Raw genomic sequence first — 15,133 nt, 5'->3', positions numbered from 1 at the left:
ATATTTACCAGCATAACACCGAATTTTTAGAGTAACAGTCAAAACAGATAGAGAAATGTTAAAGCTTTGAGAGGGTGAATTTCGCACAATATTGTGACTAAACCCATGAGGATACACAATGAACACTAAAGCTTACGGCGCCACCGCACCAGATTCCGGGGTAAACCCATTAACGATTCAGCGACGCTCACTGCGGGATGATGATGTAGCCATCACCATTGATTATTGCGGCGTTTGTCACTCAGATATTCACACCGTTGAAAACGACTGGGGACGCACCAGTTACCCGCTTGTACCCGGCCATGAAATAGTAGGCACCGTTACGGCGGTAGGGCCCAGGGTAAGCAAATACAAGGTTGGCGATACGGTAGGCGTTGGCTGCCTGGTTGACTCCTGTGGGAGCTGTCCGGCCTGTGATGATCACCAGGAACAATTTTGTGACGAAGGTATACATGGCACTTATGGTGGTACAGATCGTATCGATGGAACACCCAACCAGGGCGGCTACTCTGAAGCTATCGTGGTAAAAGAAGCCTTTGTACTAAGCATTCCAGATGGTCTGGATCCGGCCGCTGCAGCGCCAATTCTCTGCGCCGGGATCACTACCTATTCACCGCTAAAATATGCCGGTGTGACAAAGGCAGACAAAGTGGGCGTATTGGGTATGGGCGGTCTGGGACATATGGGCGTTAAGTTTGCCAAGGCAATGGGTGCAGAAGTCACTATTTTTACCCGTTCAGAATCAAAAGTAGAGGAAGCACTTCAGCAAGGTGCAGATCACGTGATCATCTCAACCGACGAGCAACAGATGCAAGCCGCAACAGAGCAATTCGACTACCTGCTTGATACCATTCCGGTTGAACATGACTTTAACCCTTATCTGAATTGTCTCAAATACAACGGTACGCACATTGTTGTAGGGCAGCTAACGCCGCTGGAACCAGCTCTTAATACCGGCGCTTTGGTTATGAAACGGCGTTCGATTCTTGGCTCACTGATTGGAGGCCTGGCAGAAACTCAGGAAGTACTGAATTTCTGCGCCACACATAACATTAGCTGCGATATAGAGATGCTCGACATTCAGCACATCAACGCCGCTTATGAGCGAATGAAGAAAGGTGATGTGAAGTACCGATTTGTAATTGATATGAATAGCCTTAGGAATAGCTGATTCAGACCACTTGCAAAGGTGGCAAGCCATGCGCTACGCCTTTGCATAGCTAACTATCTATGTTTGCAAAGGACAGATAGAAAACTGTGTGGCTGTTTATTTTTGACACAGTTGAAAAAATCGCAATTCCTAAAGAATAAAATCATAATATTCATGAGGATAGAAACCATTCTCAAAATCAACCTCATACGTAGTTTTGCGAAAATGGCTGCTGTGTCACTTTGAAAGGCAGATCGAGTTTAAAACGCAGATATCAAACTTAAAGTTTTACTTAACCTATCCTAAATATAAACTTAACCATAAAAAGGACTGTGGTAAAATCTTTTTTATCAGCGACTTAAGATAGTTATAACTAACTTAGCAAGGCTTTAGCTATTATTCCAGCTTAAACACCCTAATTTATAACTCTGCAAGTGTTACAGGCAATAAAAAAGCCGCTCTAATGAGCGGCTTTTTTTAAACGCTTAGAAAGTAGCGATTAAACGCCAGCTTTCTCAACAACGTCAACCAACATCCAAGATTTGTTCTTAGAGATTGGTGCACACTCGCGAACAGTAACTGTATCGCCTTCGTTGCACACGTTGCTTTCGTCATGAGCGTGCAGTTTAGTAGTACGCTTGATGAACTTCCCGTAGATAGGGTGTTTAACAAAACGTTCTACCGCAACAGTAATGGTTTTATCCATTTTGTTGCTAACCACACGACCTTGTACTGTACGAATTTTTTGCTCAGTCATTACGCATCAGCCTTTTGAGTCAGAATGGTTTTAACACGCGCGATGCTGCGACGCACTTTCTTCAACTGGTCGGTTTTTTCAAGCTGGCCAGTTGAATGCTGCATGCGTAAGTTGAACTGCTCGCGTAGCAGGTTTAATAACTCTGCATTCAGCTCTTCTACGCTTTTTTCTTTCAGTTCAGCTGCTTTCATTACATCACCGTCCGAGTTACAAAGGTTGTTTTAAATGGCAGTTTTGCCGCAGCCAAAGTAAACGCTTCGCGTGCCAGAGCTTCAGGAACACCTTCCATCTCATAAAGAACACGACCAGGTTGAATTTGGCATACCCAGTACTCAACGTTACCCTTACCTTTACCTTGACGAACCTCAAGAGGCTTCTCAGTAATTGGCTTGTCAGGGAAAACCCGAATCCAGATTTTACCTTGACGCTTAACGTGACGAGTCATGGCACGACGTGCAGCCTCAATTTGGCGCGCAGTCATTCGACCACGACCAACCGCTTTAAGACCGTAAGTACCAAAGGCAACAGTAGCTCCCGCAGCTGTACCGCGGTTGCGGCCTTTGTGCATTTTACGGAATTTCATGCGTTTTGGTTGTAACATGATTAGCCCTCTCGCTTAGCGTTGCGGCCTTTCTTCTTAGGTTGAGCTGGCGCTGCCGGCTCTTGAGTTGTAGGTAAACCACCTAGAACTTCACCTTTGAAGATCCATACTTTAACGCCGATGATACCGTAAGTAGTAGACGCTTCAGAAGTCGCGTAATCGATATCCGCACGGAAAGTGTGCAGAGGAACACGACCTTCACGGTACCATTCAGAACGTGCAATCTCTGCACCGCCTAAACGACCGCTAACTTCTACTTTGATACCTTTTGCGCCAAGGCGCATTGCGTTTTGAACCGCACGCTTCATAGCGCGACGGAACATTACACGGCGTTCCAGCTGGCTAGAAATGCTGTCAGCAACTAACTGACCATCCAGCTCTGGCTTGCGTACTTCAGCAATGTTGATCTGAGCAGGCACACCGGCCAGCTTAGACACATAGTTACGCAGCTTTTCAACGTCTTCACCTTTCTTACCGATAACTACGCCTGGACGAGCAGTGTGAATAGTCACACGGATGCTCTTAGCAGGACGCTCGATCACGATTTTAGACAGTGAAGCGTTTTTCAGTTGTTTTGTCAGGTACTGACGTACCTGATGGTCATTGTACAGGTTATCTGCATAATCTGCGGTATTAGCGTACCAGGTAGAAGTCCATGGTTTACTGATACCCAGGCGTATACCTGTAGGATGTACCTTCTGTCCCATTATCTACTCCTAGTTATCCGCTACAACCACAGTGATGTGACTGCTACGCTTAAAGATACGATCCGCACGGCCTTTAGCACGTGGCTTGATACGTTTCATAGTTGGGCCTTCGTCAACGAAGATCTTAGCGACGCGCAGTTCATCAATGTCTGCACCTTCGTTATGCTCTGCGTTAGCGATTGCTGATTCCAGAACTTTCTTGATCAGCGTAGCGCTTTTCTTAGGGCTGTACGTTAAAAGCTCAAGTGCTTTTTCTACGTGCATACCGCGAACTTGATCCGCAACCAAGCGTGCTTTTTGAGCCGACGTGCGGGCAAAACGGTGTTTAGCTAATGCTTCCATCTTCCTACCCCTTAACGTTTAGCTTTCTTATCCGCGACATGGCCGCGGTAAGTACGCGTTGGCGCAAATTCGCCCAACTTGTGGCCGACCATTTCGTCACTTACGATGACAGGTACATGTTGGCGGCCGTTATGGACTGCAATGGTCAACCCAATCATATCTGGGATGATGATAGAACGACGTGACCAGGTTTTAATTGGTTTACGTTCGTTCTTTTCCACTGCAGCCTCTACCTTCTTCAGCAAGTGAAGGTCGATAAATGGACCTTTCTTGAGAGAACGTGGCATGGTGAATCCTCGCTATTATTTATTACGACGACGTACGATAAGCTTATCGGTACGCTTGTTGCTTCGGGTTTTCTTACCTTTAGTAGGAACACCCCAAGGAGTTACTGGGTGACGACCGCCAGAAGTACGACCTTCACCACCACCGTGTGGGTGGTCAACCGGGTTCATTACAACACCACGAACGGTTGGACGAACACCACGCCAGCGGCTTGCGCCAGCTTTACCTAATGAACGAAGCATGTGCTCTGCATTACCAACTTCACCAATGGTGGCGCGGCAATCAGATAATACTTTGCGCATTTCGCCTGAACGCAGACGTAAAGTAACGTAGTTACCGTCGCGAGCCAGGATCTGTGCGTTAGCACCAGCAGAACGTGCAATCTGTGCACCTTTGCCAGGCTTCATTTCAATCGCGTGTACAATGGTACCAACTGGCATGTTGCGCATAGGCATAGCGTTACCCGCTTTGATAGGCGCGTTGGTGCCAGATTGGATTGCGTCACCAGCCTGGATACCTTTAGGTGCCAGGATGTACTTACGCTCACCATCTGCATACAGTACTAAAGCAATGTTTGCAGAACGGTTAGGATCATATTCTAAACGCTCAACTTTCGCTGGGATGCCGTCTTTATTACGTTTAAAGTCAACTACGCGGTAGTGATGCTTGTGACCACCACCGATGTGACGTGTAGTAATACGACCATTGTTGTTACGGCCGCCAGTTTTGTCATTCTTTTCCAGCAAAGGTGCGTGTGGCGCGCCTTTGTGCAGGTCAGGATTAACAACCTTGATTACGTGACGACGACCGGCAGAAGTTGGCTTAGCTTTCATTAATGGCATTTCTAATCCCCTTCTTACTCAGCACCACCGACGAAGTCGATGTCCTGACCTTCTTTAAGCGCTACATACGCTTTTTTCCAGTCGCTGCGTTTACCGAAAGACATACCGTGACGCTTGGTTTTACCCTTAACGTTAACAGTACGAACCGAGTCAACTTCAACCTCGAACAGTTTCTCAACTGCTGCTTTGATTTCAGCTTTGTTCGCGTCTTTAGCTACTTTAAATACAACTGTGTTACCCGCTTCAGCAGCCATAGTAGACTTTTCTGAAACGTGTGGTGCTTTAAGCACTTTTAGTAGACGTTCTTCTTTCATGCTAACGCCTCCTCAAGTTGTTTCACTGCATCAGCAGTGATAAGTACTTTTTCAAATGCAATCAGGCTGACCGGGTCGATACCAGCTACGTCACGTACATCAACCTTGTACAGGTTGCGTGCAGCAAGGAACAGGTTCTCTTCAACTTCCGGAGTAACGATTAATACATCGTTTAATTCCAGTTCGTTCAGCTTAGCAACCAGAGCTTTAGTCTTAGGTGTGTCAACACCGAACTTCTCAACCACTACCAAACGGTCTTGGCGAACCAGTTCAGACAGGATGCTCTTAATCGCACCGCGATACATTTTCTTGTTAACTTTTTGATCAAAGTCACGAGGCTTGGCAGCAAATGCACGGCCACCACCAACCCAGATTGGGCTGCGGATTGTACCTGCACGAGCACGACCAGTACCTTTTTGACGCCATGGCTTCTTACCACCACCACGTACTTCAGAACGTGTCTTTTGTGCTTTAGTACCCTGACGAGCACCATTGCCGTAAGCTACAACGACCTGGTGAACCAGGGCTTCGTTGAATTCACGTCCAAAGGTCGCTTCGGATACTTCAAGAGCGCTTTGCGCATCTTTCAATGTTAATTCCATCAGTTCAACTCCCAGACGTTACGCTTTAACAGCTGGCTTTACGACAACGTCGCCGCCAGTTGCGCCAGGTACGGCACCTTTAACCAGGATCAGGCTGTTTTCTACGTCAATGCGTACAACTTCCAAAGACTGAGTGGTGACTTGCTTGTTACCAAGCTGGCCAGCCATTTTCTTACCTTTGAATACTTTACCTGGTGATTGGTTTTGACCAATTGAACCAGGTGCACGGTGAGACAATGAGTTACCGTGAGTAGCGCGTTGAGCAGAAAAGTTCCAACGCTTGATAGCGCCTGCGAAACCTTTACCTTTTGACGTACCAGTTACGTCAATTTTCTTGGTGTCGTTGAAGATTTCAACAGTGATTTCACTGCCTACTTCGATGTCGGCACCTTCGTTATCTTCCAGGCGGAATTCCCAAAGACCACGGCCAGCTTCAACACCAGCTTTAGCAAAGTGACCTGCTGAAGCTTTGTTTACGCGGTTCGCTTTTTTGGTACCTGCAGTAACTTGCAGTGCGCGATAACCGTCAGTTTCATCAGTGCGTAACTGAGTAACACGGTTAGGGGTCGCTTCAATAACAGTCACAGGGATCGACGTACCATCTTCAGTGAAGATGCGAGTCATACCCACTTTACGACCGACTAGACCAATCGCCATTGTTATTACCCTCTCTTGTTAGCCCAGGCTGATTTGAACATCAACACCAGCAGCCAAGTCCAGACGCATCAGCGCGTCAACGGTCTTGTCAGTTGGTTCAATGATGTCTACCAAACGCTTATGAGTACGGATTTCATATTGATCACGCGCGTCTTTATTAACGTGCGGAGAAATCAGAACTGTATAGCGTTCTTTGCGAGTAGGCAGTGGAATTGGACCGCTGACCTGAGCACCAGTACGTTTCGCCGTTTCAACGATTTCAGCCGTAGACTGATCGATCAACTTGTGATCAAACGCTTTTAAACGAATACGAATTCTTTGATTTGGCATCGATTAAGCTCCAATCGAAAGAACAAAAAAATCATCTTCTCACTCCCTTTTATTCTTGGGACGAAAAGATGTGCGTATAAACCAGTGATTCCCAATTGGAATCTTGTTCTTTGTTTCTAACACTCCCGCTACATCAATAAGACGTTGCTTTGGCGACCACCCTAAAAGCAGTGTGGCTGCGGCCGAAACCATGCCCTGGGTACATATGTACGGGGCAAGTGGGCGCGAATTATACAGATTTGCTCCAGACGTGCAAGCATTAAACTACCGACATTTAAAAAATAAGCGTGATATCTGGCAGTGAAGCGCTTTCATACGCTTAGAAATCTGTGTTTCTGTGCTTTAGGTCAGTTACATCGTCGCTAACAAGCTATTACAGTTAATTTGAACACACTCTCTGGCGACATAAACGCAAGTTACCTATTTTATTTTTTAAGGAAGATTATTATGCAAATACTCAATGAAACAGACTTAGACGCAGTGCAAGGTGGTTTAAGATCACTTGGTTGGACTTTGCTTGGCGTGGTAGGTCAAATGATTGTGGAGGAAGTCATTGATTCAGGCGCGCTGGAAAGTGGTGTTGAATCGACCGGCGGGCAAATGAATGATGATGCCCGCTCAAATATGTACAACTAAATGTTCCCTGCGCCAGATCTGTCTGGCGTATCAATTTTGTCTACAAGGAGACGTTATGGCTATCCGTATGTATATAATACTAGCGATTGTAGTGTGCATTTCTTTGGCTGTAGTCACTCAGTTACAACATCCTGAACATTTAAACACCTCAACGTTACCGGCCTTATCAATTTTTTATACTGCCGGACCAGGCTTCTTTTATACGCTGGGAGTATCACTTATCCCTCTTCTTCTGCGCGGGGACAACGTGAAACGGGTTAAGTTTTCAGCCTTTATTTGTCTTGGTTCACTTATTTACGCTGTACAGCAATTATATACAGCACAGACTTTTGATTTAATTGTTATTTCAGCAATTGTGATGGGGGCCCTTATCGGTGTAATGACTGTATACAAACTTAATAAATCGGCTCAGTTATCCACGTAGGTCGTCATCTCTTCGCGGATCTGATCGCGCATTGCCATCAGTTTTAATGCCGAGTCACGCTGACGCTTGTCCTGCTCGGTTTGGGGTACCCAGTCGGGTACGGATGAAGGCTTCCCGTTCTCATCCATGGCTACCATCACAGCAATACAATGTGTACAGAGTTCCCGTTCGCTGCTTTTCGGATCGCCGGCACGCACCAGAATACGAATATGCATTGAGCTTTTGCCGGTATAAATCACCTTGGCTTCCACTTCCACGATATTGCCTACCAGAATAGGCTTAACAAAGTGCATGCCGCCAACGTACGCTGTAATACAGTATTTCCCGCTCCAGCCGGCGGCACACCCGTAAGCACTTAAGTCGATCCACTTCATTACCGCACCGCCGTGCACTTTACCACCGAAGTTGACATCCGCAGGCTCTGCCAGAAAGCGCAACGTTAATGAACGCTCAGTACCGGGCATAAGTTCTTCTCTTTATTTAATTTTCACCAATTCATAAAACTACTGTAGTTTAGTAAGTAAAACAATCAGGCGACGATATTTATGGAAGAACTGCGTTATCCTACCCGGCTGATGCTACTTATTGCCCTGCTACAGGGGCTCGCTCTATTGCTATTACATCAGTCCATCGACTTTGAGTTCTGGCCGGCCACGGCGCCGCAGTGGCTATTTGCGGCTTATGCTCTGGTCATTATCGGGCCTGGCATGTATCTGTTGGGGGTTAACAACCGCAATAAGGTCAGGCTGGTTACCTACATCGCCCCTTTTGCCGCGCTTTGTGCACTGCTTGCCTTTTACACCGGTGGTCAGGCAATCCCTTCTTCGCCTTCACGCCTGGACACCCTGCTCGCCCCCATGACATTTACTCTGGCTTTACTGACCTTTAAAGCGCTGATGTATGTGCAGGTGAAAACGGCTGCTGAACCCTTCGTGTATCCGCAGTTGTTCCACTATTCGTGGCGCAACCTGCTCACTCTGGGTCTGGCTCTGGCGTTTACCCTGGTTACCTGGGGTGTTCTGATGCTGTGGGCCGCACTGTTCTCGGTTATCAATATCGATTTCTTTGACGAACTGTTTGAGCAAAAATGGTTTTATTACCCGACGCTTAATCTTGCTCTGGCTCTGGGCGTAGTGCTTATCCGCCGACTTAGTATTATCGTCGACACCATTAAACAGTTGCAGCAGGCTCTGTTGAAATACCTTCTGGTACTGCTGATGTTTGTCTCTTTGATTTTTCTGCTCGCCCTACCCTTTACCGGGCTGTCGCCGCTATGGGAAGAAGGCCCGGGCAGTTATCTCATTCTGTGGATGCAGGCCTGTCTGCTATTTGCGCTGAACAGCGTATATCAGGGCGATGCGAGTGAACGCCCTTACTCACCTTTTGTACACCGGTTTATTTATCTCGGCATACTCTTGTTACCGGTTTACAGCGGGCTGGTATTTTATGGCCTGTCTCTAAGGGTGGAGCAGTATGGCTGGTCAGTAAGTCGTTACTGGGGGATGATAGTATGGATGTTCCTGGCGCTTTTTTCCGTTGGCTATGTAACTTGTATAGTGCGCTATAGAGATGACTGGATTGGCGGTCTCGGTCGCATTAATGTTGCGATGGGCTGGCTACTGATGCTGGTGATGATATTGGTAAACAGCCCGTTTGCAGACTTACGAAGATTAACGGCTGACAATCAGTTAGCTCGTATCGAATCCGGACAAACCAAACTGCAGAACATAGATATACCGTATTTTGCCAATCAGCTTGCTTTGCCTGGCTACCTGGCCATAGAGCAACTAAAGCAAACCTATGGCGACAGTCACCCGACACTGGCGCTAAGGCTTTCCCGAGCCTATCAGGAAGATGCTCAAGAACCTGAGCAGGACAAACTGTTGGTGGTAAACAGTATCGAATGTCTCAACGACTGCGACATGCCACCGGATCTCGCCGATGTCATTTACGACAGCCTGACCAAAAGTAACTACCTGTTGCGCCAGGCTGAACAACTTTACCTGCTGGCGGTCGACCCTGATGGCGATAACCAAACCGACTACCTGCTAATGCTGGAAACTGACTACCTGGTAGATGCCACCCTGTATATGCGCAGAAACAGTAATTGGTATCCGATAGATATTGAAGATTTGGGCCCGACCGGCAAAGATAAAACGATGACTCTACGCGAGCATCTCCAGACACTGGAGGTCAAATATAAACAACCGCAGTACCGCATAATGCAAATCGGTGATTTTCACTTTAACGTGACGCTGAAAGAACAACTAAAATCATCACCTGAGCAGCGTCAGTAATCAGCACGACCTGCATCAACTATCCCCACCTGCACCTTTTGCAGTATTGCTGCATTAGGTCAGAGGGTATAAGGTGATATATATTAATACTATACTTCATCACAGCCGGATATGTTTCCTGCCCTGTGAGTAACAGCTTACTAATTTGTAGTAGAATATGTCAGACATAAATGAAAACCAGTTGGTGTTCGATAAAATCAACACGGTGCTTGAGAAAAAGCCCACGCTGTTAGATGCCTATAAAGAGCTAGAGCCCCTTATACTCGGTTTATTTGATGCCCAACGCATGAGTATCTTTCAGCGTCGTCGGCAGCACCAGGATTTGGTTGCCCGGTTTAAAACCGGTAAAGAGACAATGGAAATCAAGGTGCCCATCAGCCCGTTGTCGATTGCCGGTTATGTTGCATTGTCGCAACGTCCCTTAATTATCTCAGACCCTTACGATCAGGAAGAACTCGCCGCCATTCATCCGCGTCTTCGCTTCGCCGACCGGTTTGATAAAAGCAGCGACTTCAGAACCCGTAATATTTTGTGCGTTCCTATTCTGAACGCCGGCGTTATCATGGGCGTTTTCCAGATTATCAATAAAAACAACGGGCCATTCAGCAACCGCGATATGGAGCTAGCGCAGCAGCTCAACGATATTTTAGGCACCAAATTTCGGTTTGAACTCGGTGGCACGCAAAACCCCTTTGATCTGCTACTGCACGAAAACCTGCTCAGTGAGAAAGCACTCGCGGAATTGCAGGAAACCAGCAGCGATATTCGTCAGACGGTACAGCGGTTAATGTCGGAATACCGCATTAATGAAGGCAAGCTCGGCACCTCTTTGTCAATTCACTACCAAGTGCCATACATCGGTTTTGACCCGGAGAAATACCACGCCTATCAAAGTGAAAGTCGCCTTAATACGTCTTATCTGAAGCGTAATTTTGTAGCCGTGATTGCCGATGCACATGATAAACCCATTGTGCTGATGGCTGAGCCGAATAATGCGTCGTTGCTAATGGAAATTGAAAGTGCGCTGGGTATCGACAGCTACGACATTGCAGTAGGCCTGCCTAACCATATTCTGCAATACCTCGGTGATTCAGCAGGTGGCGGTGCCCCCGGCGAAATGAGTGAGATCCTCGATGAAATCGGTACGTCAGCCGAGGAGTCTGAGGAAGGCGTTGATGAACTTTCAGACGATGCACCTGCGGTGGTTCGTTTGGTGAGCCGTATCCTGCACGACGCCAAACGTCTCAACGCCTCGGATATTCATATCGACCCGGAAAAGAGCGGCCCAACCAGGGTACGCATGCGGATCGACGGGGTCTGCCGCGATATCAACCAGGTTCCGGCTTCACACCATAGTGCGGTGATTGCGCGGATAAAGATTATGTCTAACCTGAACATCGCCGAAAAGCGCGTACCTCAGGATGGCAAACTGGCTTTCAGAATGAGCGGCCAGTTAGTGGAAGTGCGGGTTGCTACCATTCCAACCGTTGCCGGCGAAGGCGTGGTGATGCGAATCCTGGCATCTGGCGGTGCCATGCCCATGGGTAAAATGAATGTCGCGCCAGGTAATATGACCCGGCTCGAGGAAATGATCAAAAAACCTCACGGAATTCTACTGGTGGTGGGACCTACCGGTTCCGGTAAAACCACTACCCTGCACGCCATCCTCGGCTACCTGAATACACCGGAAAAGAAAATCTGGACTGCCGAAGATCCGGTTGAAATCACCCAGCCAGGCTTGCAGCAGGTGCAGGTGAGCCCGAAAATCGGCTTCACCTTTGCTAATGCACTCAGGGCATTTTTGCGGGCCGATCCGGATATTATCCTGATTGGTGAGATGCGGGATAAAGAAACCGCGCATGCTGGTATTGAAGCCTCATTAACAGGTCACCTGGTTTTATCCACCCTGCACACCAACTCTGCGCCGGAAACCATTACCCGTTTACTCGATTTAGGCCTCGACCCGGTTAACTTTTCTGACGCCTGTGTGGGCATACTCGCGCAGCGCTTAATCAGAACCTTATGCAGCAGTTGTAAGGAAAAGCACCCGGTGTCAGATACTGATATGGCCTTTATCAGACGCCAGTACGGCGAAGAGTATATCAACGAACTCAACCTGCCCGATAATCTTGAAATCTATCGCGCCAAGGGCTGTGACGACTGCGGGGATACCGGCTATCGCGGCCGGACTGGTGTACATGAACTGCTGGGCATGACCCCTGCGCTGCGCTCGCTGGTTTATAAAGAAGCATCGGTTGCCGAAATGAAAGCCCAGGCCATGCAGGATGGTATGCGAACCCTTATCCAGGATGCTATCTACAAAGTAATAAAAGGCGATACAGACCTCGCTCAGGTACAAATTGTTGGAGGCGACTAATCGCGCCTCCCGATATTAATCGAAATAAATACCCTCATAACCTTTTTTTCATTCACAGCGAGCAAGAGTGCGCGTAAAGTAATCAACAGTGTAATGCCCATGGCATTAAATGGATGAATAGTCGAACTTTTTAGTATCAGGTTGTTGAACTGTGAAGCAGGGTATAGGGCGTTATAAATTAGTTTTTATCAGTGTGCTGCTGATGATGTTATTCTCATCGCCCGGCTACGCAGACTGTCAGATTATTGCTCCGCAAGCACAAACTTTACAACAACCGCTGGATATCAGCCTTGGGTTAAATGACATCCAGTTTAAATGCCGTCTGGCGGAAGCCAGGGTATTGAGCTTCCCTTTAGACGCACTGCAAAAACCGTCAGTCTATACTGGTCAGGATGTTATTATCACGCCTTTGGCCAGTGCCAGAGCGGCTTACCTGTTACCTGAAGGCGTATATCAGTTTACCCTGACTGCCGAATCAGACCATATCAGCAAAGTCAGTATGTCGCTTCGCGATCTCGGCACCTTTCAACGCGATAACAATCTGCACATTTTAACCATCAGCGCTTTTGGCGGATTCTGCATTGCGCTGTGTATTTATGTGGGAATACTTGGTCGTAGCCTGCGCAATGCCGGCTTTTACGCGTACAGCGGGTATATTCTTAGTGCCGGCTTTTTCTTTGTGTTACAGGAAGGGATTCTGCGCATCTTGTTCCCTGCGGTGCACTGGTTGCATGGCCACCAGATTAAAGCCATTTTCGCCGGGGCAACCGTTTACACTGCTCTACGCTTCATCACTTTATTGCTCGATCTGCGTCTTATCCTCAAGCGATGGGAATACCTGATAATTCTTTACAGCGGCATCGTTGTGCTGGGACTGGGTGTTATAGCCGCACTGCCCATCGCCCCTTTACACGCTATTGCCAACCAGTTAATGGGGCTGGTTACCCTGATTGGTATGGTTGCTGTCACGCTGGCTACAGCCTACGCTTTTTTACGTAAAGTACATGGTGCCGGTTGGGTGCTTATCGCCTTGCTGGTGCTGCTGGCTGCCATGATATTCAGGGTGTATTTGCCTGATGTTAACGTGTTTCTGCACCGGTATGCGTTAATTGTAGCGGTTACCGTGGAGGCCTTGTTATTAGCTATCGCCGCCTCGGAGCGTGTAAAGCGCCTGCAGTCAGATAAGATGCAGGCATATCTTGCAGCTTCAAGCGATCCACTCTGTCCGGTATTAAATCGCCGGGGTTGGGAAGAGTCGGCGCAAACAATGATGACGACCCATAGTAAAGAGGGGGGTGTGTTGTTACTGCTGTTTATCGATTTAGATGATTTTAAACAGATCAACGACACCTACGGCCACCGGGTGGGTGATCAGACCTTAGTCATTCTGGCCAAAATTCTCAACAGTCAGTCGCGGGCTCAGGATATCGTTGGCCGGCTCGGCGGCGACGAGTTTGTGGTGATGAGCCACTGTCACAGTCGCAATGTTGCCGAAAGGGTTAAACAACGTATCGCTCAGCGTCTGGAGGATCTGATAATCAAAATTGATGAGCAGCATATCCCGCTATCGGCAAGCGTCGGTGCGCAAATCATTGATACTCCGCACAATGACCTGTCGTTATTGCTTCACGCTGCCGACATGCTGATGTACGAACAAAAGCATGCCGCAGGTTAGCCGGTAGCCAGTTAAGCTGATATTATCTGAAGGTTAGTCTACCAGTTTGATTTTACCGAACACGGAAGCGTCGATATACCCAAGGTTGCGATCGCCATTGACCGGCTCCACTTCGTGAGAACCAACAAAATGCTCGCGCTCTTCGCTGCCGTCATTGTCGCAATAGGCCAGCATAAAACCCAACACCTGTTCAGCTGAAAGGCTCAGCGGTGGTACCGGTTTATTGTGGTGGAAAGTGTCCGGATAGACTCTGAAGCTAACTTCCCAGGTAATTTGATAGGGTGGCGTGTCTTCACGGGTCCAGCGACTGGTGGCATGCTCATTAAGCAAGACAAATTCCTGACCGCCATTGCTCGTAGGGCCGATATCCACCACATTGCCATCTAACGCAATATGATAGGCAAAAGCGTTATAGGATTTTAGATGATTGCCGCCCGACGCGTCGGCATCAATAAAGATTTCCAGGCAATCATCATCCCAGTAGGTCAGCAGCGGATTAGGGTGAGTATCGATCAACACATCGTCGATAATTTCTACCTGCAGATACAACTGATCTTCGTCCCAAAGCATCTTAAATCGGCCACTAAAATCTGCCGGAATCGGCATCGTACCCACCATGAGGTGCTTAAGAGGGTGCCACTTTGCGTTATCCCAGGCTGCTTCGTCGGCTTTACCGTCGATAACGACTGGCGAACTGGCTTTAGCCACTTCAGCCGGTGCTGCAAAAACCTGGCCCGCTGCAACCATACTTAACCATCCGGCCAGCAGGATCTTATTAAGCTTTATCATGATAAGTCGCCTGTATTTTCGTTGTAATAAAAGCACGTAGTTTAACAACAAATTTACAACGACGGCACTACTTAATGCTTTGCAGGATCGAGTAGGAGGGAGTTTCGCAACTCCCGTCCTCTCACACCACCGGGCATACGGTTCCGTACCACGGCGGTTCCTGTCTGTATTGACCATAGTCAATACCTGAGTCTGTTTCGTTCATCGTGTCGCCGCTTTATCGTTTAGAACTCCGCAAACACCGCCCAGGTTTCCGACCCTTCTTGTATATTTGTCCCGGAGCAGTGATTCTTCATTGCCTTGTGTCCCGATAACGCGAGAGCACGCGTGACTTGCCGCTCGTGACAG

19 protein-coding genes are annotated in these 15,133 nt (G+C 47.9%); 6 read left to right on the top strand and 13 right to left on the bottom strand.

Going from position 1 to position 15,133, the window contains the following annotated elements:
• Positions 1-118 precede the first annotated feature (118 nt).
• Complete coding sequence (locus C6Y40_RS16665; protein WP_105935540.1) at positions 119-1,171, top strand: NAD(P)-dependent alcohol dehydrogenase; 1,053 nt, start codon at positions 119-121, stop codon at positions 1,169-1,171.
• A gap of 478 nt (positions 1,172-1,649) precedes the next feature.
• Here the strand turns inward: C6Y40_RS16665 and rpsQ are convergent, their stop codons facing one another.
• Genes rpsQ through rpsJ form a run of 11 tightly spaced genes read right to left on the bottom strand, consistent with a single transcriptional unit; the run spans position 1,650 to position 6,587 of the window.
• On the bottom strand, positions 1,650-1,907 hold the full coding sequence (gene rpsQ, locus C6Y40_RS16660) for a 30S ribosomal protein S17 (protein ID WP_070177563.1): 258 nt from the start codon (positions 1,905-1,907) through the stop codon (positions 1,650-1,652).
• Positions 1,907-2,098: a 50S ribosomal protein L29 gene (rpmC, locus tag C6Y40_RS16655; protein WP_070177562.1), complete on the bottom strand. Its 192-nt coding sequence runs from the start codon at positions 2,096-2,098 to the stop codon at positions 1,907-1,909. Before rpmC ends, rpsQ begins: the two co-directional genes overlap by 1 nt.
• Positions 2,098-2,508, bottom strand: coding sequence for a 50S ribosomal protein L16 (gene rplP, locus C6Y40_RS16650; RefSeq protein ID WP_105935539.1), 411 nt, complete (start codon positions 2,506-2,508; stop codon positions 2,098-2,100). Before rplP ends, rpmC begins: the two co-directional genes overlap by 1 nt.
• Positions 2,509-2,510: 2 nt before the next feature.
• On the bottom strand, positions 2,511-3,215 hold the full coding sequence (gene rpsC, locus C6Y40_RS16645) for a 30S ribosomal protein S3 (RefSeq protein WP_070177560.1): 705 nt from the start codon (positions 3,213-3,215) through the stop codon (positions 2,511-2,513).
• 9 nt (positions 3,216-3,224) lie between these two features.
• A complete protein-coding gene (gene rplV, locus C6Y40_RS16640) occupies positions 3,225-3,557 on the bottom strand; it encodes a 50S ribosomal protein L22 (RefSeq protein WP_105935538.1) in 333 nt (110 codons plus the stop codon).
• 11 nt (positions 3,558-3,568) lie between these two features.
• Entirely contained in the window at positions 3,569-3,844 is a 276-nt protein-coding gene (gene rpsS / locus C6Y40_RS16635; RefSeq protein ID WP_070177558.1) for a 30S ribosomal protein S19, read from the bottom strand.
• Between the two features lie 15 nt (positions 3,845-3,859).
• On the bottom strand, positions 3,860-4,684 hold the full coding sequence (rplB, locus tag C6Y40_RS16630) for a 50S ribosomal protein L2 (protein WP_105935537.1): 825 nt from the start codon (positions 4,682-4,684) through the stop codon (positions 3,860-3,862).
• Positions 4,685-4,698: 14 nt separating this feature from the next.
• Complete coding sequence (rplW, locus tag C6Y40_RS16625; protein ID WP_105935536.1) at positions 4,699-4,998, bottom strand: 50S ribosomal protein L23; 300 nt, start codon at positions 4,996-4,998, stop codon at positions 4,699-4,701.
• The gene (gene rplD, locus C6Y40_RS16620) at positions 4,995-5,600 is read right to left on the bottom strand and encodes a 50S ribosomal protein L4 (RefSeq protein WP_105935535.1); all 606 of its coding nucleotides are present in this window, start codon (positions 5,598-5,600) and stop codon (positions 4,995-4,997) included. Before rplD ends, rplW begins: the two co-directional genes overlap by 4 nt.
• A gap of 18 nt (positions 5,601-5,618) precedes the next feature.
• The gene (gene rplC, locus C6Y40_RS16615) at positions 5,619-6,257 is read right to left on the bottom strand and encodes a 50S ribosomal protein L3 (protein WP_105935534.1); all 639 of its coding nucleotides are present in this window, start codon (positions 6,255-6,257) and stop codon (positions 5,619-5,621) included.
• A gap of 18 nt (positions 6,258-6,275) precedes the next feature.
• Positions 6,276-6,587, bottom strand: a complete 312-nt coding sequence (gene rpsJ, locus C6Y40_RS16610) for a 30S ribosomal protein S10 (protein WP_010179497.1) — start codon at positions 6,585-6,587, stop codon at positions 6,276-6,278.
• A gap of 447 nt (positions 6,588-7,034) precedes the next feature.
• On the opposite strand from rpsJ, the gene C6Y40_RS16605 reads away from it, so the two are divergent.
• On the top strand, positions 7,035-7,223 hold the full coding sequence (locus C6Y40_RS16605) for a hypothetical protein (protein WP_105935533.1): 189 nt from the start codon (positions 7,035-7,037) through the stop codon (positions 7,221-7,223).
• Between the two features lie 55 nt (positions 7,224-7,278).
• Entirely contained in the window at positions 7,279-7,647 is a 369-nt protein-coding gene (locus tag C6Y40_RS16600) for a hypothetical protein (RefSeq protein WP_105935532.1), read from the top strand.
• Here C6Y40_RS16600 and C6Y40_RS16595 read toward each other — a convergent pair.
• Entirely contained in the window at positions 7,632-8,111 is a 480-nt protein-coding gene (locus C6Y40_RS16595; protein ID WP_105935531.1) for an acyl-CoA thioesterase, read from the bottom strand. The genes C6Y40_RS16600 and C6Y40_RS16595 overlap by 16 nt on opposite strands.
• An 81-nt stretch (positions 8,112-8,192) precedes the next feature.
• Between C6Y40_RS16595 and C6Y40_RS16590 the strand changes: the two genes are divergently transcribed.
• The 3 genes from C6Y40_RS16590 to C6Y40_RS16580 all read left to right on the top strand — a co-directional run bounded on the left by C6Y40_RS16590 (position 8,193) and on the right by C6Y40_RS16580 (position 13,996).
• A complete protein-coding gene (locus C6Y40_RS16590) occupies positions 8,193-9,944 on the top strand; it encodes a DUF4153 domain-containing protein (protein WP_105935530.1) in 1,752 nt (583 codons plus the stop codon).
• A 157-nt stretch (positions 9,945-10,101) separates the two neighbouring features.
• Positions 10,102-12,321, top strand: coding sequence for a GspE/PulE family protein (locus tag C6Y40_RS16585; protein ID WP_105935529.1), 2,220 nt, complete (start codon positions 10,102-10,104; stop codon positions 12,319-12,321).
• Between the two features lie 151 nt (positions 12,322-12,472).
• Entirely contained in the window at positions 12,473-13,996 is a 1,524-nt protein-coding gene (locus C6Y40_RS16580; protein WP_105935528.1) for a GGDEF domain-containing protein, read from the top strand.
• A gap of 33 nt (positions 13,997-14,029) precedes the next feature.
• On the opposite strand, the gene C6Y40_RS16575 is transcribed toward C6Y40_RS16580, so the two are convergent.
• The gene (locus tag C6Y40_RS16575) at positions 14,030-14,785 is read right to left on the bottom strand and encodes a sugar-binding protein (RefSeq protein ID WP_105935527.1); all 756 of its coding nucleotides are present in this window, start codon (positions 14,783-14,785) and stop codon (positions 14,030-14,032) included.
• Between the last annotated feature and the right edge of the window lie 348 nt (positions 14,786-15,133).

This window comes from Marisediminitalea alba (assembly GCF_002993365.1).
GTDB classification, from domain to species: domain Bacteria; phylum Pseudomonadota; class Gammaproteobacteria; order Enterobacterales; family Alteromonadaceae; genus Alteromonas; species Alteromonas alba.
The sequence above is the reverse complement of the archived record's forward strand: the minus strand, read 5'-3'. Positions and strand labels throughout refer to the sequence as shown.